Below are 17,827 nucleotides of genomic sequence, written 5' to 3' on the forward strand. Positions count from 1 at the left end.
TTTCTTGTTCAATTCGAAACCCGAGGATCAGGCTTTGGCTTCGTCTTCTCCGGCCGAAGCATCCTGAGCAACCAGATCGTCGTCGTCAGAAGCGGCGGAACCGATATCGTCGAACAGCTCGGCGATTTCGAATTCTGCGGCGGCTTCTTCTTCGGCGGCCAGTTCCTGAATCGATTTGCCCGATGCCTGTAGTTCGGCTTCTTCTTGCGAACGGGCAACGTTCATTTCGATTTTCACTTCAACCTCGGGGTGCAGTTTAACTGCGACTGTGTGCAGACCCAGGTCCTTGATCGGTGCAATCAAGGCAATCTGCTTCTTGTCGACAGTGAAACCTGCTTCGGTAGCGGCGTCTGCGGCGTCACGCGGGGTGACCGATCCGTACAGTGCGCCGGCATCCGAGGCCGAGCGAATCACGATGAATTGCTGTCCGTCCAGCTTTTCAGCCAGCGCTTCAGATTCTTTCTTGGATTCCAGGTTGCGGGCTTCAAGCTGCGCTTTCTGGGCTTCGAACGACGCGATGTTGGCGTCCGATGCGCTCAGCGCTTTGCCCTGAGGCAACAGGAAGTTGCGGGCATACCCGGACTTGACGTCAACGACGTCGCCCATCTGACCCAGTTTCGCAACGCGTTCCAGCAGGATAACTTGCATGTCAGTATCTCCTTACTTAACGGCGTAGGGCAGCAGGGCGAGGAAGCGGGCGCGCTTGATAGCACGGGCCAGTTCACGCTGCTTTTTCGCCGAAACGGCGGTGATGCGCGAAGGTACAATCTTGCCACGCTCAGAGATGTAACGCTGCAGCAGACGAGTGTCTTTATAGTCGATCTTCGGCGCGTTCTCACCCGAGAACGGGCAGACCTTGCGGCGGCGGAAAAATGGTTTTGCGGCCATGGTTTAGTGTCCTTTCTTCAGGCGTTAATCAACGGCGCTCGCGGCGGCCTTCGCGCTCGTCGCGCTTCTGCATCTGGACCGAAGGGCCCTCGTTGTGCTCGTCGACCTTGATGGTCAGAACGCGCATAACGTCGTCATGCAGGCGCATCAGGCGTTCCATTTCCTGAACGGCGCCAGCGGGAGCGTCGGTCTTGAGGAAGGAATAGTGACCCTTGCGGTTCTTGTTGATCTTGTAGGCCATCGTTTTGACACCCCAGTACTCGCTGTCGATGACGTTGCCGCCATTGTCAGCCAGAACGGTGCCGAAATGTTCGACGAGGCTTTCTGCCTGCGCGTTGGACAAATCCTGACGCGCGATCATTACATGCTCATATAGTGGCATGTGCACTCCTGTTTCTATCAAGGCGCATTTCATAGGCGGGGCCGTTTCGTCCTTCGCGACCCTGCCACGAGAGGCTGCGCGATTCATGTCGTTTGCGAAGGATGGCCCGATATACACGTTTGTACGCTGGGGGCAAGGCCTGCCACAGATGCCTTTGTGAAGTCGCGCTATTTCCTCTGCGCTGCCCAATTCCTGACGCTTTTCGGCTCAAAGTTGTTTTGTATACCGGAAATTAACCGGACTGACAAAAGTTGGAACGGCAACCTGAGAAACAGGGTACTGAAAATGACCGCGATTAACACAAATACCTTCGAGAAATCCGCCACAGGCGTAAGTTTTGAAAAGTCAGTGCCGGTGCTCATTAGCTTTGCACCAAATTGGAAAGCTCGGATGGTTCTGGCCCGTCTGGCCGGTGCGCTACTGATAGTTTCTGCCTTTTCCATGTGGTTGATGCCCAGCACGGCAATGGCCGCCGAAGTCTGGCCGATCAAATTGGCGGCCTCGCTGATGTTCCTTCTGGTAGGTGTCAGCCTTCTGACCATCGAAGTTCTGGACGCGCGTCCTGATGCGTATTTTGACCCGATCCGCCGCGAGGTCCGGGTATTGCAAAAGAATGAAAATGGCCGCCCGCAGACAGTTTTGCGCCGGAGCTATGACAGCCTGGGTGGTGCCCGTTTCATTGAAGACCAGATCGAGTTGTTCGATGTGGATGGCAGCCTGTTGATGAAATTGCCGCTTGAATCGGCGGATGTCAGCCGAGCGCTCAAAGGTCAACTTAGCGGAAGTGTAACAATTTTCGCCTGAGTTTTATTCTGTTCAATTAAGAACAGATATTGTGAAATAATATTACTTGTGTGCTGCCCTAGGGCAGCACATTTTCGTTGTCGAGCAACCCAAGAGGTTTGCATCTACAAAATTGCGGAGATTATCATGAAATCCACCCTTCTTGCAGCAGCGCTCGCGGTTTCGGCCACAACGGCATTTGCCGGCGCCGAAAAATACGTTCTGGACTCCAGCCACAGCCAGGTTCTTTTCAGCTATAACCACCTTGGCTTCTCGACCACCCATGGCATGTTCTCGGGGTTTGAAGGCGAGATCATGTTCGATCAGGAAAACCCGGCTGCATCCAGTGTTACAGTTTCCATGCCAGTGGTCGAGATGATTACCGGTTGGAAGCCACGTGAAGACCACTTTATGTCCGAGGATTTCTTTGGTGTGACCGAAGGAGAAATGGTGACCTTTACTTCTACTGGTATCGAAGTCACGGGTGAAAACACTGCCAACATCACTGGCGATCTGACTATGAACGGTGTGACCAAATCGGTTGTTCTGGATGCCAAGCTGAACCAGGTGGGTGAACATCCTATGGCAGGAAAGCCCTGGGCCGGTTTCGACGCAACCACCACCTTGGTGCGTAGTGAGTTCGACCTTGGTCAGTTTGCGCCATTCGTAAGCGACGAAGTTGAACTTCAGATTTCAGTCGAAGCCCAGAAGGCCGACTAATACGATTACAACGAGTTGAAACGAGGCCGCCGGAGTAACCCTTCGGCGGCCCATTTTCTTAGTTGCCACGTTTTGCTGTAAGATCAACTGATACTGTAACAGCAAAACCCAGCGAATCCTCGGTCGACTGCGAAGTGCCGATGTCGAAATCCAGCCGGTTCAGTTCAAGCTGTCCTGAAATAGCTGCGCTGTCACCCTGAAGGTCGAGGGTAAATGGCAACACTACGTCCACACTCTTGTCGCGAATGGTCAACGCGCCGCGCGCTTCGTACCCGTCCTCAGTTTTGAAGAGATCAGCTTTGAATTGAGCGGTTGGAAATTGCGCACTGTCGAAGAAATCAGCACCCATTGCCTGATCTGTGACGGTCCCGAGTTTGAGCGACGTTATCGCGATTGTGACATCTGCTGATCCGGCTAAGCCCGGCGTGGGCGGATCTTCGAAAACGATTGCAGCGGTCCAATCGGAAAAGCTGCCGGTTACCGGGCTGCCCAACTGGGTGATGGTAATGCTTAGATTGCCTTCCTGGACGTTCCAGTCGGACTGTACCTGGGTCAGTTCTGCGACCTCTGTGCCAGCTGTAGATTGGTGGTCAAACGCGCCGATTGACCATCCTCCGACCAGAACGGCACCCCAAATGGCCAAAGAGGCCAATGCGGGGGTCATTGAATGGCTTTGCTCTGGCGGTTCCGGTGCATCCGAGGCGCCCGGCATCATTCGGCGCAGCGTGCTGTCTTTATCGATAATGTGGTGTTTTAGCGCCCCGGCGACGTGCAGCGCGACTGAACCGGCCAGTGTCCAGACGAACAGCCAATGCAGGCTTCCGGTCAGCTCTGCCAGATACTCGGATTTTGGTACAAGGGGTAGGCCCTGTCCGAAGGGCCACAAAATCGGAGCGAAACCTTCGGCGGCAGCGTGATGGGTCCACCCGGTTAGTGGGGCCAGAACCAAAGATGCGTAAAGCAGCCAATGCACGGTTTCAGCTGCAAAGGCCTCGGGCTTGTTCTCGGCGTTCAATAGACCGGGTTTGGTCTGCGCTATCGCCCACATGATACGCGCGAGCGCGACAAAGAAAACAGTGACCCCGACGGTTTTATGGAGAGAAAAAAGGCTGGCGGCGCGTGCAATGTCATCTTCGGTTGTGGCTATGGCCGGATCATAAATCGCATGGGCCAATCCGTTGGCGACCCACCCCAGAGGGAATGCGGTGAAGATAAGTAACGCTGTCAGCCAGTGAAAAGTCTTGGTTACGCTTCCATAGCTTGAGAAGGTGTTTGACGAAGGCATCTGAGGCTCCGGAAGGTGGATCGTATGCAACAACCTACCGCTACAAGCCTAGGACACAATAGCAAGGGATGCACAGAGCCGGTGCCAAAGTGCAGAGATCAGGCAAAGCTTGTGCCGCGCGGTCTGTCGGTTTACACCCCGCGGCAACCTAACGTCATCCAAGAGGTTGCAATGACACGCGCATTTGTTTTCCCGGGGCAAGGTGCCCAGACTATCGGTATGGGCAAGGCTCTGGCCGAGGCCTATCCGGCTGCACAGGCTGTATTCGACGAGGTGGACGAGGCGCTCGGGGAAAAGCTGAGCGATCTGATCTGGGAAGGTGATATTGCGGACCTGACCCTGACCCAGAACGCGCAGCCAGCACTAATGGCGACCTCGATGGCTGCGATGCGGGCCCTGGAGGCCAATGGGATTTCGATTGCGGATGCTGGTTTTGTCGCTGGGCATTCGTTGGGGGAATACTCCGCGCTCGCTGCGGCAGGGGCATTGTCGGTCGCTGATACGGCGCGCCTTTTGCGCACCCGCGGGCAAGCGATGCAGAGTGCGGTTCCCGTTGGAGAGGGCGCAATGGCCGCTATTCTTGGATTGGATCTTGATGCTGTGCGCGCTGTTGCAGACCAAGCTGCGCAGGGTCAAGTTTGTCAGGCTGCCAATGACAATGATCCCACACAAGTCGTGGTATCAGGCGCAAAGGCTGCCGTGGAACGCGCCGCCGAAATCGCCAAAGAAAAAGGCGCCAAGCGCGCGGTCATGTTGCCCGTCAGCGCACCTTTCCACTGTGCATTGATGCAACCTGCCGCTGATGTCATGGCCGAAGCCCTGGCAAATGTCGAAATCAAAGCTCCTGCCGTGCCATTGATTGCCAATGTGCGGGCCGAGGCTGTCACAGATCCCGATCTGATCCGTGGGTTGCTGATCGAGCAGGTCACAGGTTCGGTTCGCTGGCGCGAAAGCGTATTGTACATGGTTGCGCAAGGCGTGAGTGAAACTTGGGAAATCGGGGCGGGCAAAGCTCTGTCCGGTATGATTCGCAAAATTGACCGTGCGATTGTTGGTAAAGCTGTCGGTACGCCTGATGACGTGCAGAATGTGACACAGGCCGAATCGTAAGACACCGAGCATCAAGAGGAAAACCGAATGTTTGATTTGACAGGTAAGAATGCACTGATCACCGGTGCATCGGGCGGGATCGGTGGAGAAATTGCGCGAAGTTTGCATGCGGCCGGTGCAACTGTGGCTTTGTCTGGAACGCGAGTTGAGCCGTTACAGGCTCTGGCCGACGAATTGGGTGAACGCGCCCATGTTCTGCCCTGCAACCTGAGTGATGCCGAGGCGGTGACAGCCCTTCCGAAGCAGGCTGCTGAGGCAATGGGATCGGTTGATATCCTGGTGAATAATGCCGGGATCACGCGAGACAATCTGTTCATGCGTATGTCTGATGAAGAATGGCAGAGCGTGATCGACGTCAACCTGACATCTACTGCCCGGCTGTGCAAAGGCGTTTTGAGGGGCATGATGAAAGCGCGTTGGGGCCGGATCATTAATATCTCATCGGTGGTGGGTGCGACAGGGAACCCGGGTCAGGCCAACTATGCTGCATCCAAAGCAGGCATGGTGGGCATGACCAAATCGTTGGCCTATGAGGTTGCCAGCCGTGGAATCACCGCCAATGCGGTGGCACCCGGTTTCATTACGACTGCGATGACCGACAAACTGACCGAGGAACAGAAATCTGGGATTCTGACGCAAGTTCCTGCCGGTCGTATGGGTGACCCCTCGGAAATTGCTGCGGCTGTGCTGTATCTTGCAAGTGCCGAAGCCGGATATGTTACCGGAACCACCTTGCATGTGAACGGCGGTATGGCCATGTTGTGAGCGCGGATCGAGGTGGGCGCGAAAGCGTTTGCCTCGGGCGTTGTCTGTGTTATAGGCGGCGCACATATGCAGGGGCTGGCCGGATGGTCAACCTTCTACTTACCCGGTAATCGGGGACCTAAACCGCCCAGAACGGGCACATCAAGGCCAGCCTGAGCGGGCAAGGGCAGAACCGGGCACTATGCCCTGAAATGAAATGAGGAATAGACATGAGCGACGTCGCAGATCGCGTTAAAAAGATCGTTGTTGAGCACTTGGGTGTTGAAGAAGATAAAGTGACCGAAAACGCGTCCTTCATCGACGATCTGGGTGCAGACAGCCTGGACACTGTTGAGCTGGTTATGGCCTTCGAAGAAGAGTTCGGCATCGAGATTCCTGATGACGCAGCCGAAACCATCCAAACTTTTGGCGACGCCGTCAAATTCATCTCTGAAGCGTCTTAAGACCTTCTTTATCCGCTAAAACGGCGCTTCCGGGCAACGGAGGCGCCGTTTTTTTTGTCCAGCCGGAATTCGCGCTTGCCAGTTAGCTATTGACCCGCAACCATTTACGCGAGGCAGGAAATTCTGAGCGGGCAGGGCATGCTACGATCCACCCCGATGATAAATACGGCACGTCTGATGCTTTGCGCTATGCGTCCCGACGACTTTAGTCGTTACGCTGAGATTTGGCGGAACCCTTGTGTTGTGCGCCATCTTGGCCGGGAACCGCTATCGCGGGGCGAAGCGTGGGAATCCTTTCTGAGGAATGCCGGCCACTGGCAGATGGCCGGTTTTGGCCAATGGGCCGTCTTTCGACAGTCGAATCGTCAGATGATAGGTCAAGCTGGCTTTTTCTATCGTAACCGAGGGTTGGGCGACGACTTCGACAGCTTTCCCGAGGCCGGATGGCTATTGGCACCAGAAGCCCAGGGGCAGGGATTTGGTTTTGAAGCGGCACAGGCCGCACATGACTGGTTTGACAGAATAATGCCTGGACCACTGGTTTCCCTGATTGATGCTGAAAACTACGCGTCGCAGAATCTGGCGGCAAAGCTGGGTTATGAGCTCATGGCCGAGCGCGACTATATGGGAAGTCAGGTGAACCTGCTGAAAAGAAACGGGCCGCCCAAACTGGCTTAACCTTTCTCCTTGATCGTGCCGCAAATTGCCTTTGGTTTGCCGAAACTGGAAATTCTCGCCGATAGAGTTGAGGGTATGGTATCCTCTATTGACGTTGCGATTGAGCGGAGGAGCAAGCTCATGAGGATTTACCCTACGATGGAACTGCAGAACGGCCGCTGTGTCACACTGGACAAGGGTCGTCTGGATGAGGCCATGATTTGGCACGTGAATCCCGCAGAAACGGCACGCAGTTGGGCCGATGCTGGAGCCGAGTGGATGCACTTGACCGATTTTGACGCGATTGAAGGGCGCGATACCAATTCGGAGATGGTTGAAGAGATCATCCGTTCTGCCGAAATCCCTGTGCAGTTGGCAGGTGGTATGAGAACGCGCGAGCAAGTCGAGCACTGGATCGACAAGGGCGCAGGCCGGATTGTTATCGGCACTATGGCTGCGTGGGATCCAAATCTGGTGAAAGAATTGGCCAAACTCTATCCGGACCAAATCGTTCTGGCCGTAGACGTTTGGCAAGGCTTAGTGATGACCGACGGTTGGCGTAGTCAAAGTGCGTTTACACCAGAGGCCTTTATCGAAGCGTTTTCAGAGACGCCGTTTGCGGCAATTCTGGTCACTGATATCGATAGCGACATGGAAGACGTTGAGGCACAGCTGGGCCTGATCTCGGGGCTGGCAGAGACATCTCGCACACCGATCATCGCAAGCGGTGTGGTCCGCACGACAGATGATATCTCGCGGTTGGCTTATATCCCGAATATTTCGGGCGCCTTGGTTGGCCGCGCGCTGTTCAGAAAGACGCTCGAGCTTTCAGATGCGCTGAATGTTGCCAGCACAGCGCACGAACCGGTTGCGGCGTTTCAGTAAGATTTCTTCCAAAACAACAGGTTCCGCCCTTTCATGTCCAGTGAAAGGGCGGGCTTTCATCTGGCCAGGAGCCGCATTGCAAGAGTGTATACTGTAGGTGTTCCGCTCAATCTGCTTGTGTGATGATTGCGCCTTGCTCTTGCCCCCGCACCCCGGCCCGGGGTATGAGCGTTTCTCAAACAGGAAGCAGGCAAGAGGCATTTTATGCGCAGAGTCGTTGTAACCGGTCTTGGGTTGGTCACTCCATTGGCCAGCGGGGTCGAGGAAACATGGTCGCGGTTGCTGGATGGGGAATCCGGTGCAGGCCCGATCACGCAATTTGATGCTGAGGCAAGTGGGGTCACCACAACGTATGCCTGCGAAGTTCCGCGAGGCGACGGCACCGACGGGACATTCAATCCTGACGACTGGATGCCGCCGAAAGAGCAGCGCAAGATCGAAGACTTCATTCTGTACTCGATTGCAGCTGCTGAAATGGCCTGCAAGGATTCCGACTGGCTGCCCGAGGATGAAGAGGCGCGTTTGCGCACTGGCGTTCTTATCGGTTCAGGTATCGGTGGGCTGGGTTCCATCGCGGCAACGGCTAACCTGATCCGTGACAAGGGCCCTAGAAGGGTGTCGCCTTTCTTTATTCCAGGCGCGCTGATTAACCTGGCCTCGGGTCAGGTGTCGATCCGCCATGGATTCAAAGGCCCGAACCATTCGGTTGTGACTGCATGTTCGACCGGTGCTCACGCTATTGGTGACGCAAGCCGCATTATCCGTGCCGGTGACGCTGACGTAATGGTTGCCGGTGGTGGCGAAGGGTGCATTTGCGAAATCGGAATCGCTGGATTCAACGCTTGCAAGGCGCTGTCGACTAAATACGCGGATAACCCCAAAGCAGCCAGCCGCCCCTATGACGTCGACCGAGACGGTTTTGTCATGGGTGAAGGTTCGGGCATCGTTGTTCTGGAAGAGTACGAGCATGCAAAAGCGCGTGGCGCGAAAATCTATGCCGAAGTTCTGGGCTATGGCATGTCCGGTGATGCCTATCATATCACCGCCCCCAGCGAGGACGGCGACGGCGCAGAGCGTTCGATGAACGCGGCACTGCGCAGCGCGGGGCTGGAGCCGAAAGACCTAGATTATATCAACGCGCATGGCACATCTACCATGGCCGATACCATCGAATTGGGTGCGGTCGAGCGTATGTTGGGCGAGCATTCCGCGAATGTGACGATGAGCTCGACCAAATCGGCCACTGGCCACCTGTTGGGCGCAGCAGGCGCGATCGAAGCCATTTTCTCGATCCTCGCAATCCGCGATCAGGTTGCGCCACCGACGATCAATTTGGACAACCCAGCGGTCGAGACGCAGATTGATCTGGCTCCGAATGCTAAGCGTGAGCGCAAGATTGATGTGGCGTTGTCAAACTCGTTTGGATTTGGCGGCACCAATGCAAGTGTGATCTTCGGAAAGGCCAGCTAAATGTGGCGCGCTTTGGCCTCCAACATGCTGACCATTCTGGTGGTCGGCCTGTTTCTTGCCGGTGGACTGATTTTGTGGGGGCAGGCGCGATACAAGAATGCGGGCCCTCTGGAAGCTGCGATGTGTTTGCAGGTCGAACGTGGCTCGAACATGACGCAGGTCAGCCGACAGCTGGAGGATCAGGGCGCGATCATCAGCGCTACGATATTCCGTATGGCGGCGGATTATACCGACAAGGCACCTCAGCTGAAGGCAGGCAGCTTTCTGGTCCGCGAGGGTGCTTCGATGGAGCAGATCATTGATGAGATAACGCGGAGCGGGGCCAGTACCTGCGGATCCGAGATTGAGTACCGGATCGGTGTAACCCGCATACAAACCCGTGTACGCGAATTGAACCCCGCAACATTGGACTTCGATGAAATCGCATCGTTCGATGTAGCGGAAGAAGAAATACCCGCGGCTTATACCCAAAAGCGCGAAGACTCAGACACACGGTACCGGGTCTCGATTGCTGAAGGTGTTACATCCTGGCAGGTGGTCGAGGGTCTTAAGCAGATCGACGCGTTGACGGGAGATATCCCTGAAATACCGGCCGAAGGGGCGCTGGCACCGGACAGCTATGACATTGTGCGAGGTGCCGATCGGGCGGCAATCCTGCAGTCGATGCAGGATAAGCAGCAACTGCGCATTAACGCCGCCTGGGAAGGGCGGCAGGATGATTTGCCAATCAATACCCCCGAAGAGATGCTGATTTTGGCGTCAATCATCGAAAAGGAAACTGGTGTTCCGCATGAGCGTGGACAGGTTGCCAGCGTATTTGTAAACCGGCTTGAGCGAGGCATGAAGCTGCAGACGGACCCGACTGTAATCTATGGTGTCACCAAGGGGCAGGGCGCGTTGGGCCGAGGCCTGCGCCGCAGCGAACTGCGCCGTGCAACGCCTTGGAACACTTATGTGATTGATGGGCTCCCGCCAACACCTATCGCAAATCCTGGTCTTGCAAGTCTTGAAGCCGCAGTTTCGCCCGAAGCGACTGATTTTGTTTTCTTTGTTGCAGATGGCACCGGCGGACATGCTTTTGCCGAGACACTGGATGAGCACAATCGAAACGTCGCCAAATGGCGTGAGATTGAGGCCGAGCGCCAAAGCACCGGAAACTAAAAAAGGCGCCGCTAATAGCGGCGCCTTTTAGATTTAGGCGGCGGAGGATCGACGCGGTCGCCGGCGTTTTGGGCCTCCGGGATTGCCCGACTTGTTAGCTGCTTGCGGCTTTGGACCACGGCGACGGAACCCTCCGCCTTTCCGCGATTTTGCGGGTTCGGCGAACTCGGGCATTGTGCCGCTGGCGACCGGAACCTCAATTTTCATCAGTTTCTGAATCTGCTTCAGTTGATCCAGTTCATCCGGTGCACAGAAAGCGATCGCCTCGCCTTCGCGACCGGCACGGGCGGTTCGGCCAATGCGGTGGACGTAGTTATCCGGCACTTCGGGTAGGTCGTAGTTGATGACATAGGCAACGCCCGGGATGTCGATGCCGCGAGCGGCCACGTCTGTCGCCACCAAGACATTTATCTCGCCTGCGCGGAAAGCTTTGATCGCCCGGTCACGCTGTCCCTGACTTTTGTTGCCATGGATCGAGGCGGCGTTGAAGCCGTCGGCCACTAGGCCCTTCATCAGCTTCTCGGCGCCATGTTTTGTACGCGAAAACACCAGCGTCAGAGCTTCTTTATCCGCAGATAAAATCTCCCGCAGTTTGCTCGGTTTTTCCGCGCGGCTCAGGAAATGAACCGATTGGGTGATCTTGTCGGCGGCTTTACCCGGAGGGGACACTTGAATGCGTTGCGGGTTTGTCAGGTAGGCCTGGCTGAGTTCTTCCATCTGCTTGGGCATAGTGGCAGAGAACAGCATCGTTTGGCGGGGCGTGCCCAACTGCGGTGCAATCCGGCGCAGAGCATGAATAAAGCCCATGTCCAGCATCTGATCGGCTTCGTCCAGTACCAGATGACGTACCGAGCCGAGGTCGACCGCTCTGCGTTCCATCAGGTCGATCAAACGACCAGGGGTGGCAACCAGAATGTCTGTGCCGCGTGCCAGAAACGAAATCTGCCTACTGATGGACTGACCGCCAACAACTGTCGCCACACGCAGCTTCGTATTCGTGGTCAAATTGCGCAGGCTATCTGCGATTTGGTTGACCAGTTCACGGGTCGGGGCAAGGATCAGAGCCTTGGCGGTTTTCGGCGCAGGCTTGCCGGTCTGAGCCAGCAGGTGGTCGATCAGGGGTAGGCCAAAAGCCAGCGTCTTGCCGGTGCCGGTCTGGGCAAGGCCCAGAATATCGTGCCCCTGCAATGCCATGGGGATTGCCTGGTTCTGAATCGGAGTGGGTTGTGAAAAATTGGCGCGTTTCAAAGCGTTGTTCAGGGCCGGGGCCAGGCCCAGCATATCAAAGTCGAACAAATATCATTCCTTTTTTGCCCCTGGTGAATGCATCACCACGGACGACATAAATCAGCAGCGCAATATGCGATGCCAACAGGGTTACGCTAAGACTCTGGATACACAGGCGTTTCCTGCGGCATCCGGCCGTTGCATTCAGAACCCTGCGTGAAGGGGAACTATGGGGTGAATCGAGCGCTGTGGAGCAGGTCGGACCTGCCAATGCTCACGCGTCAGCGCTTTGTTAAGGCGCTCATGCAGGTTGCGGGGCGGAATGTCAAGCTGTGCGTTATAGATCACATCCGGCGAAAAGGATCGTTGTGGGCTGTCTGCAACCTTTAAGCAGTGAGATTGACCGCCTGGTTGATCGCAAAACCTGTTCTTACAGCTCGATATGTAGGGAAGGGCATCCGCGCGGCAGTTTCAATGTCCCGGCGGATCCAGTCGAGCGCCTCTAGCTGTTGAAGGGACGACGACAGCGCCCGATCCGTGATCGATACTAAATCCGATTTGATGGCGGAAAAGCGGTGCGGAGTGCCGGTGAGTGCCAGGATCGGGACGGTCCAGGATTTACGGACGAGCTTGAACTTGGTGCCATCCGGAACGGCGTTTACTATTGCGCTGGCCATACTGGCGGTTTCGATCCCCGGCAGGGTTAATCGGAATTCAGGGCGCAATGGGTGCCCGTGGCCCGGATTCCTTTCGATCAGGTCAAGGCGTATGAGATGGTCTAGGCTTGCCGCGAAGGCAGTTCTTCCTGCGCTGGTGGCAGCAAGCAGAGCGGCCTGCCTGCCAGGAGTGCCGGAATGCATGAGTGCCAGAATATTCAGCGACCAAGCTCGGGAGGTCAGCTTGACAAGCAAATTAATGTCCATAAAGTATAGTTAATATAATTTAGCTCAAAAGGAAAGATTGATGCCCCTTGTTTCTTTGAAAAACACGATCACCCTTGCGATTTCGGTTCGGGACCGCCATGCAAGCGCCGAATGGTTCAGCGACAAATTGGGGTTTGAACTTTCCCATCACATAGATGAGGCGGGTTGGAGTGAGATGCGCACCAATGTGGATGGCGTCACATTGGGTTTAGGAGAGCAGGCCAAGCCTTCGCCGGGGAATTGCGTTCCAGTGTTTGAGGTCGCCGATATCACCACCGCCCGCAGCGCGTTAGAGGCTGCAGGGGTGGCCTTCGATGGTGCGACGGAAACGATCGAAGGAATGGTCAGCACGGCCACGTTTTATGATCCGGATATGAATGCGCTGATGCTGGCGCAGGATTTGACTGGCAGCAGCTAAAGACGCGCGCGGGGAAGAAATTGTTAACCTGCACCGCACGTTCCTTGTTGCGTTGGTGTTGCGCAATTCATTGACTTTTCGAACTTAATTTGGTACGAACTGTGTCATGCTAGAAGAAGTGAGCAACGGCCTCGGGCTAACATCCGGCGGCCGTTTTTCGTTTCTCTCGTGCGGAGAAAACTCACGCATGAGGTCAATACGCAAACATGACATTAATTACCCCGGAAGAGCGGATTTCCCAGACGGCTGACTTGTTGCGGTCGCTCGAGACGTCCATTCGCGATCTGCGCAAAGCAGCGGAAGAACTGCGCAGGCAGATCGGTGCCGGGGAGGATGCAGATCTTGCTGGTGCAGGCAAGCAACTGGGTCAGCTTGAGGGGCTGATCCGAAGTTGCCAAAAAGTGGAGACAAGCTTTGTCGAACAACATCACAGACAAGCCGGAATTGCCCAAGGGGGCTATGCGCTCGACCTTGATCGGGCACGATCTGAGATCGGGTGCAGGCTGGCTCGCCTCCGCGCCTGCTGCGGTGCAGGACAGATTTCTGAGTGAGATCGGGGAGGGGGGGCTATGCGCCCTCCCTTTCCTGTTTGAGTTCTGGGCTCTGCCGCATCAATTGCCGCCCGAGGGCGATTGGCGGTCGTGGGTGATCATGGGGGGGCGTGGGGCCGGTAAGACCCGGGCCGGAGCTGAGTGGGTGCGGTCTGTGGTCGAGGGGTCATTGCCGTTGGACAAGGGGGCGGCCTGTCGTGTGGCCTTGGTCGGCGAGACCTTTGATCAGGTGCGCGATGTGATGATTTTTGGCGATAGCGGGATTTTACAATGCTCGCCACCGGATCGTCGGCCTATCTGGAAGGCGTCGGAACGCAAGCTGATCTGGCCCAACGGGGCCGAGGCGCAGGCGTTTTCAGCGCATGACCCCGAGGGATTGCGGGGGCCGCAATTCGATGCAGCCTGGGTGGACGAGTTGGCCAAGTGGAAAAAGGCCGGGGAAACCTGGGATATGTTGCAATTTGCGCTGCGGCTGGGGGATCAGCCTCGGGTCTGCGTGACGACCACCCCGCGCAATGTGAAAGTGCTAAAGGGTTTGCTGGCGTCGCCCTCCACCGTGCAGACCCATGCGCCTACCGAGGCGAACCGGGCCAATCTGGCGGGGTCGTTTTTGGAGGAAGTGCGCGCGCGTTATGCGGGCACACGGTTGGGGCGGCAGGAGTTGGACGGTGTGCTACTGTCGGATGCTGAAGGGGCGCTGTGGACCGGATCGATGCTGGAGGCGGCGCGTTGTGCACAGGAGGCCGAGCTGGACCGCATCGTGGTGGCGCTGGACCCTGCGGTGACGGCGGGGGCGGCTGCGGATGCTTGCGGGATTGTCGTCGTTGGAGCGTGTTTGCAAGGGCCGCCCGAAGAGTGGCGCGCCTTTGTGCTGGCCGACCGGACGGTGCAGGGCGTCGGCCCGGCGGGCTGGGCGCAGGCGGCGATTGATGCGATGGATGAATTTGCGGCCGAACGGCTGGTGGCTGAGGTCAATCAGGGTGGCCAGCTGGTGGAAGAGGTCGTGCGGCAGGTGGACCCTCTGGTCCCGTACCGCGCGGTGCGGGCGTCACGCGGTAAGGTCGCGCGGGCCGAGCCTGTGGCGGCTTTGTACGAACAGGGGCGGGTGGCCCATGTGGCCGGGTTGGACGCGCTGGAGGAGCAGATGTGCCAGATGACCGCGCGCGGGTTTGAGGGGCAGGGCTCACCCGACCGGGTCGACGCGTTGGTCTGGGCGCTGCATGAGTTGGTTGTCGGGCCTGCGGGGGCGTATCGGCGGCCGAGGGTAAGGAGTTTGTGAGCTTAGCGATCAGGAAGGAATGACGACAACAGAGCTTTAACCAAGCTTTGCTATCAACTGTTTGCGGCTGGTTTCTGCAGATTTGACAGTTTAAAGGCTAAGCTATGCAAAAAGTCACAGTAACCAGTACCAACAGATTTGATTTAAAAGATATTCTCGCCCCCGGCGAAAAGTTGCTCTGGTCGGGTGAACCCGGATACGGACGCAAGTTCTTTCAGGCGGTAGGTGAGGAGCGGAAGATTCATGTTTTCCTGTTGGTCGCTTCGGTCGTCATGTGGGCTACTATTCCATTCATCAATGCCGATGCCGAGTTTGGCCGTTTTGAGGCGTATTGGATATACGGAGCAGTAACGTTCGCTTTCGTAGCCTTTTCGTTTAGCATCGCGAGTCAGCGGCACTACGTCCTGTATAACTTGGCCTATTTTGTTACGAACAGGCGGGTAATTGTTTGCCGGCGAGGTAGAAACTGGAGGCTAGGTGTCCGGCTCTATGTCGTTTCGTGTGAACATTCAGCGAAGTTTCCGTATTCAATAGTCGATAGTCGCCCTTATCCATCACTTGAAGTTGGCATTCTTCTTTCCGAACAGCAGGTGCAACCATTCGGGCTTGGGCTGTCCCATCCCGGCCATCCGATACTCTTTGGCAGGACATACTACCCTATACTGTTGGACTATGTTCCGGAGGCTGAGGAACTACTCACAATGATCCGATCTTGACGGCGTGATGTAGCGGATACCACAGGAGTGTCATGAGCATTAGATTTGACCTCGTTTCGGCTGCGTAGCCCCATCTCAATGCAGCTACAGCTATCCCGTTGCCCACCCTCCGTACGCCCCATTCCCAAGGCTTAAACTTCTTTCCGTCATAACTCCTTTCAACAAGCCGGGCAGAGCGGCGGCAGAAAGGAGCACAGATGGTATTCGATTTCTTGCGTCGTGGATCGGCTGATGAGGCGCCCGAGGCGAAGGCGAGCGCGACGGGGCCTGTGGTGGCGTGGCAGACCGGGGGGCGCGTGGCGTGGAGTCCGCGGGATGCGGTGTCGCTGACGCGGACGGGGTTTGCGGGGAACCCGGTGGGGTTTCGCTCGGTCAAGCTGATTGCCGAGGCGGCGGCGGCGTTACCTTTGGTGCTGCAGGATCAGGCGCAGCGCTATGATGTACATCCGATCCTGTCCCTGATGCGCCGTCCGAATGCCGCACAGGGGCGGGCAGAGTTGATGGAGGCCTTGTTTGCGCAGTTGCTGCTGTCGGGCAATGCCTATGTTGAGGCGGTTCAGGCCGAAGAAGGGCTGCCGGTTGAGCTGCATGTCTTGCGATCCGACCGGATGAGCGTGGTGCCGGGAGCGGATGGCTGGCCCAAGGCGTATGATTACGCTGTGGGCGGCAAGAAACACCGGTTTGCGGCGGAAAACATCTGTCATATCAAATCGTTCCACCCGCAAGATGATCACTACGGGTTCTCGCCGATGCAGGCTGCGGCGATGGCGATTGATGTGCACAACAGCGCGTCTCGGTGGTCAAAATCGCTGCTCGACAATGCAGCGCGACCTTCGGGGGCGCTGGTTTGGAAGGGCGGTGATGGCCAAGGGGTGATGGCCGAGGATCAGTTCCGGCGTCTTTCCGATGAGATCGAGCAGAACTATCGCGGGGCGCGCAATGCTGGTCGTCCGATGGTTCTGGAGGGGGGCCTGGATTGGAAGCCGATGGGCTTTTCGCCCTCGGACATGGAGTTTCAGAAAACTAAAGAAGCCGCCGCCCGCGAGATCGCGCTGGCCTTTGGGGTCCCGCCGATGTTGCTGGGGATCCAGGGCGATGCGACCTATTCGAACTATCAGGAGGCCAACCGGGCGTTTTACCGCCTGACCGTGCTGCCCCTGGTGACGCGGGTGGCGGCGGCGGTGTCGGCGTGGTTGGCGGGCTTTACCGGCGAAGAGCTTATGCTGAAGCCCGATCTGGATCAGGTTCCAGCGTTGTCCGCCGAGCGGGATGCGCTTTGGTCGCGGGTCAATGGGGCTGAGTTCCTGACTGACGCAGAAAAGCGTGCTTTGCTGGGGCTGCCGGAGCGTGCGGATGGCTGAAGGATATCCGCCATTCGATTGCGCGCCAGGCTTGCGGCTGGCCGCGCATGAGCGGGTGGCTGAGATCCAGCATGAACATCTGTGCAGGCGGCTGGATCAGATCGAAGAGATGATGGAGCGGCTGGAGAGGCGGTTGTGGCTGACGGTCTATGGCGTGGCAGCGGTGATCCTGGCGCAGGCGTTTCAGTCATTCCTTTCAGTAACACCATGAATTCAGCAAGTTACATGGAGAAGTTTATGGACTTGGAACATAAGTTCGCACGGTTCGGAGAGGGCCTTTCGGTGACCGAGGACGCGGTGATCGAAGGTTATGCCAGCCTGTTTGGACAGGTGGATCAGGGCAGTGACGTGGTGCAGAAAGGTGCGTATCGCGGTTCGCTTGAGAGGCTGGGCACAGCGGGTCAACGGGTCAAGATGCTCTGGCAGCATGACCCGGCGCAGCCCATTGGTGTCTGGGATGAGGTGCACGAAGATGACCGGGGCTTGTGGGTCAAGGGACGTCTGCTGGAAAGCACTCAGAAAGGTCGCGAGGCGGCCGAGTTGATCCGGGCGGGCGCAATGGATGGCCTGTCGATTGGCTATCGTACCAAGCGCGCCGTGAAGAATGACAAGGGCCAGCGGGTCCTGACCGAACTGGAGCTGTGGGAGGTGTCGCTGGTGACGTTCCCGATGCTGCCCAGTGCGCGGGTGGCGGCAAAGGGGGTGGACCCCGAGGCCGAGAACACCTGGCGCAGTATTGCCGAGGTGTTTGATCACGCCCGGCAGGAGCTGGCGCGAACCTAGCGCGCCGAAACCTCACCCCC

Annotated in this window: 22 protein-coding genes; 16 read left to right on the plus strand and 6 right to left on the minus strand. The window is 57.0% G+C overall.

Annotation, left to right across the window (positions count from 1 at the left end; genetic code table 11):
• Positions 1-27: 27 nt before the first annotated feature.
• From rplI to rpsF, 3 genes are read right to left on the minus strand one after another with little or no spacing between them, the layout of a single operon-like run.
• Entirely contained in the window at positions 28-648 is a 621-nt protein-coding gene (gene rplI / locus AC2FJ5_RS03345) for a 50S ribosomal protein L9 (protein WP_496701325.1), read from the minus strand.
• Between the two features lie 12 nt (positions 649-660).
• Positions 661-888 (minus strand): 30S ribosomal protein S18, encoded by a 228-nt coding sequence (gene rpsR / locus AC2FJ5_RS03350; protein ID WP_005608650.1) that lies wholly within the window; start codon positions 886-888, stop codon positions 661-663.
• A gap of 28 nt (positions 889-916) precedes the next feature.
• Complete coding sequence (rpsF, locus tag AC2FJ5_RS03355; RefSeq protein ID WP_142633142.1) at positions 917-1,270, minus strand: 30S ribosomal protein S6; 354 nt, start codon at positions 1,268-1,270, stop codon at positions 917-919.
• Between the two features lie 285 nt (positions 1,271-1,555).
• On the opposite strand from rpsF, the gene AC2FJ5_RS03360 reads away from it, so the two are divergent.
• Together AC2FJ5_RS03360 and AC2FJ5_RS03365 are read left to right on the plus strand one after the other, a co-directional pair.
• Positions 1,556-2,074, plus strand: a complete 519-nt coding sequence (locus AC2FJ5_RS03360; protein WP_496691047.1) for a hypothetical protein — start codon at positions 1,556-1,558, stop codon at positions 2,072-2,074.
• Positions 2,075-2,200: 126 nt separating this feature from the next.
• Positions 2,201-2,773 carry a YceI family protein gene (locus AC2FJ5_RS03365; protein ID WP_281971916.1) on the plus strand — a complete coding sequence of 191 codons (573 nt, stop codon included), beginning with the start codon at positions 2,201-2,203 and terminating at the stop codon, positions 2,771-2,773.
• A 58-nt stretch (positions 2,774-2,831) separates the two neighbouring features.
• On the opposite strand, the gene AC2FJ5_RS03370 is transcribed toward AC2FJ5_RS03365, so the two are convergent.
• On the minus strand, positions 2,832-4,058 hold the full coding sequence (locus AC2FJ5_RS03370) for a cytochrome b/b6 domain-containing protein (protein WP_496784886.1): 1,227 nt from the start codon (positions 4,056-4,058) through the stop codon (positions 2,832-2,834).
• Between the two features lie 171 nt (positions 4,059-4,229).
• On the opposite strand from AC2FJ5_RS03370, the gene fabD reads away from it, so the two are divergent.
• From fabD to mltG, 7 genes are all read left to right on the plus strand, one after another.
• Entirely contained in the window at positions 4,230-5,168 is a 939-nt protein-coding gene (gene fabD, locus AC2FJ5_RS03375; protein ID WP_496691049.1) for an ACP S-malonyltransferase, read from the plus strand.
• 27 nt (positions 5,169-5,195) lie between these two features.
• Positions 5,196-5,933 (plus strand): 3-oxoacyl-[acyl-carrier-protein] reductase, encoded by a 738-nt coding sequence (fabG, locus tag AC2FJ5_RS03380; RefSeq protein WP_496792463.1) that lies wholly within the window; start codon positions 5,196-5,198, stop codon positions 5,931-5,933.
• A gap of 209 nt (positions 5,934-6,142) precedes the next feature.
• The gene (locus AC2FJ5_RS03385; RefSeq protein WP_005982462.1) at positions 6,143-6,376 is read left to right on the plus strand and encodes an acyl carrier protein; all 234 of its coding nucleotides are present in this window, start codon (positions 6,143-6,145) and stop codon (positions 6,374-6,376) included.
• A gap of 177 nt (positions 6,377-6,553) precedes the next feature.
• Positions 6,554-7,054, plus strand: a complete 501-nt coding sequence (locus tag AC2FJ5_RS03390; RefSeq protein ID WP_496792637.1) for a GNAT family N-acetyltransferase — start codon at positions 6,554-6,556, stop codon at positions 7,052-7,054.
• Positions 7,055-7,174: 120 nt separating this feature from the next.
• On the plus strand, positions 7,175-7,918 hold the full coding sequence (locus AC2FJ5_RS03395; RefSeq protein ID WP_496691050.1) for a 1-(5-phosphoribosyl)-5-[(5-phosphoribosylamino)methylideneamino]imidazole-4-carboxamide isomerase: 744 nt from the start codon (positions 7,175-7,177) through the stop codon (positions 7,916-7,918).
• A gap of 204 nt (positions 7,919-8,122) precedes the next feature.
• A complete protein-coding gene (fabF, locus tag AC2FJ5_RS03400; protein ID WP_496691051.1) occupies positions 8,123-9,388 on the plus strand; it encodes a beta-ketoacyl-ACP synthase II in 1,266 nt (421 codons plus the stop codon).
• Positions 9,389-10,549 carry an endolytic transglycosylase MltG gene (gene mltG / locus AC2FJ5_RS03405; protein WP_496792464.1) on the plus strand — a complete coding sequence of 387 codons (1,161 nt, stop codon included), beginning with the start codon at positions 9,389-9,391 and terminating at the stop codon, positions 10,547-10,549.
• A gap of 33 nt (positions 10,550-10,582) precedes the next feature.
• Here the strand turns inward: mltG and AC2FJ5_RS03410 are convergent, their stop codons facing one another.
• Complete coding sequence (locus AC2FJ5_RS03410) at positions 10,583-11,845, minus strand: DEAD/DEAH box helicase (RefSeq protein ID WP_496792465.1); 1,263 nt, start codon at positions 11,843-11,845, stop codon at positions 10,583-10,585.
• 317 nt (positions 11,846-12,162) lie between these two features.
• On the minus strand, positions 12,163-12,699 hold the full coding sequence (locus AC2FJ5_RS03415; protein ID WP_496792467.1) for a winged helix-turn-helix transcriptional regulator: 537 nt from the start codon (positions 12,697-12,699) through the stop codon (positions 12,163-12,165).
• A gap of 40 nt (positions 12,700-12,739) precedes the next feature.
• Here AC2FJ5_RS03415 and AC2FJ5_RS03420 point away from each other — a divergent pair, with 40 nt between their 5' ends.
• The 7 genes from AC2FJ5_RS03420 (at position 12,740) to AC2FJ5_RS03450 (ending at position 17,807) form a co-directional block, all read left to right on the plus strand.
• On the plus strand, positions 12,740-13,117 hold the full coding sequence (locus AC2FJ5_RS03420) for a VOC family protein (RefSeq protein WP_496792469.1): 378 nt from the start codon (positions 12,740-12,742) through the stop codon (positions 13,115-13,117).
• Between the two features lie 206 nt (positions 13,118-13,323).
• The gene (locus AC2FJ5_RS03425) at positions 13,324-13,668 is read left to right on the plus strand and encodes a hypothetical protein (RefSeq protein ID WP_496792470.1); all 345 of its coding nucleotides are present in this window, start codon (positions 13,324-13,326) and stop codon (positions 13,666-13,668) included.
• Positions 13,577-14,947, plus strand: coding sequence for a DNA-packaging protein (locus tag AC2FJ5_RS03430; protein WP_496792471.1), 1,371 nt, complete (start codon positions 13,577-13,579; stop codon positions 14,945-14,947). Before AC2FJ5_RS03425 ends, AC2FJ5_RS03430 begins: the two co-directional genes overlap by 92 nt.
• A gap of 104 nt (positions 14,948-15,051) precedes the next feature.
• Positions 15,052-15,663 (plus strand): hypothetical protein, encoded by a 612-nt coding sequence (locus tag AC2FJ5_RS03435; protein WP_496700538.1) that lies wholly within the window; start codon positions 15,052-15,054, stop codon positions 15,661-15,663.
• A 197-nt stretch (positions 15,664-15,860) separates the two neighbouring features.
• A complete protein-coding gene (locus AC2FJ5_RS03440) occupies positions 15,861-17,024 on the plus strand; it encodes a phage portal protein (RefSeq protein ID WP_496792473.1) in 1,164 nt (387 codons plus the stop codon).
• A complete protein-coding gene (locus AC2FJ5_RS03445; RefSeq protein WP_142633175.1) occupies positions 17,017-17,235 on the plus strand; it encodes a GTA head formation protein, RCAP_rcc01685 family in 219 nt (72 codons plus the stop codon). Before AC2FJ5_RS03440 ends, AC2FJ5_RS03445 begins: the two co-directional genes overlap by 8 nt.
• 26 nt (positions 17,236-17,261) lie before the next feature.
• A complete protein-coding gene (locus AC2FJ5_RS03450; protein WP_496708565.1) occupies positions 17,262-17,807 on the plus strand; it encodes an HK97 family phage prohead protease in 546 nt (181 codons plus the stop codon).
• Positions 17,808-17,827: the final 20 nt, after the last annotated feature.

This window comes from Ruegeria sp. CDSA221 (assembly GCF_059611825.1).

Bases quoted from the DNA above. Each gene is read 5' to 3' on its own strand.
- rplI (WP_496701325.1), bottom strand. From the start codon at position 648: ATGCAAGTTATCCTGCTGGAACGCGTTGCGAAACTGGGTCAGATGGGC.
- rpsR (WP_005608650.1), bottom strand. From the start codon at position 888: ATGGCCGCAAAACCATTTTTCCGCCGCCGCAAGGTCTGCCCGTTCTCG.
- rpsF (WP_142633142.1), bottom strand. From the start codon at position 1,270: ATGCCACTATATGAGCATGTAATGATCGCGCGTCAGGATTTGTCCAAC.
- AC2FJ5_RS03360 (WP_496691047.1), top strand. From the start codon at position 1,556: ATGACCGCGATTAACACAAATACCTTCGAGAAATCCGCCACAGGCGTA.
- AC2FJ5_RS03365 (WP_281971916.1), top strand. From the start codon at position 2,201: ATGAAATCCACCCTTCTTGCAGCAGCGCTCGCGGTTTCGGCCACAACG.
- AC2FJ5_RS03370 (WP_496784886.1), bottom strand. From the start codon at position 4,058: ATGCCTTCGTCAAACACCTTCTCAAGCTATGGAAGCGTAACCAAGACT.
- fabD (WP_496691049.1), top strand. From the start codon at position 4,230: ATGACACGCGCATTTGTTTTCCCGGGGCAAGGTGCCCAGACTATCGGT.
- fabG (WP_496792463.1), top strand. From the start codon at position 5,196: ATGTTTGATTTGACAGGTAAGAATGCACTGATCACCGGTGCATCGGGC.
- AC2FJ5_RS03385 (WP_005982462.1), top strand. From the start codon at position 6,143: ATGAGCGACGTCGCAGATCGCGTTAAAAAGATCGTTGTTGAGCACTTG.
- AC2FJ5_RS03390 (WP_496792637.1), top strand. From the start codon at position 6,554: ATGCTTTGCGCTATGCGTCCCGACGACTTTAGTCGTTACGCTGAGATT.
- AC2FJ5_RS03395 (WP_496691050.1), top strand. From the start codon at position 7,175: ATGAGGATTTACCCTACGATGGAACTGCAGAACGGCCGCTGTGTCACA.
- fabF (WP_496691051.1), top strand. From the start codon at position 8,123: ATGCGCAGAGTCGTTGTAACCGGTCTTGGGTTGGTCACTCCATTGGCC.
- mltG (WP_496792464.1), top strand. From the start codon at position 9,389: ATGTGGCGCGCTTTGGCCTCCAACATGCTGACCATTCTGGTGGTCGGC.
- AC2FJ5_RS03415 (WP_496792467.1), bottom strand. From the start codon at position 12,699: ATGGACATTAATTTGCTTGTCAAGCTGACCTCCCGAGCTTGGTCGCTG.
- AC2FJ5_RS03420 (WP_496792469.1), top strand. From the start codon at position 12,740: ATGCCCCTTGTTTCTTTGAAAAACACGATCACCCTTGCGATTTCGGTT.
- AC2FJ5_RS03425 (WP_496792470.1), top strand. From the start codon at position 13,324: ATGACATTAATTACCCCGGAAGAGCGGATTTCCCAGACGGCTGACTTG.
- AC2FJ5_RS03430 (WP_496792471.1), top strand. From the start codon at position 13,577: ATGCGCTCGACCTTGATCGGGCACGATCTGAGATCGGGTGCAGGCTGG.
- AC2FJ5_RS03435 (WP_496700538.1), top strand. From the start codon at position 15,052: ATGCAAAAAGTCACAGTAACCAGTACCAACAGATTTGATTTAAAAGAT.
- AC2FJ5_RS03440 (WP_496792473.1), top strand. From the start codon at position 15,861: ATGGTATTCGATTTCTTGCGTCGTGGATCGGCTGATGAGGCGCCCGAG.
- AC2FJ5_RS03445 (WP_142633175.1), top strand. From the start codon at position 17,017: ATGGCTGAAGGATATCCGCCATTCGATTGCGCGCCAGGCTTGCGGCTG.
- AC2FJ5_RS03450 (WP_496708565.1), top strand. From the start codon at position 17,262: ATGGACTTGGAACATAAGTTCGCACGGTTCGGAGAGGGCCTTTCGGTG.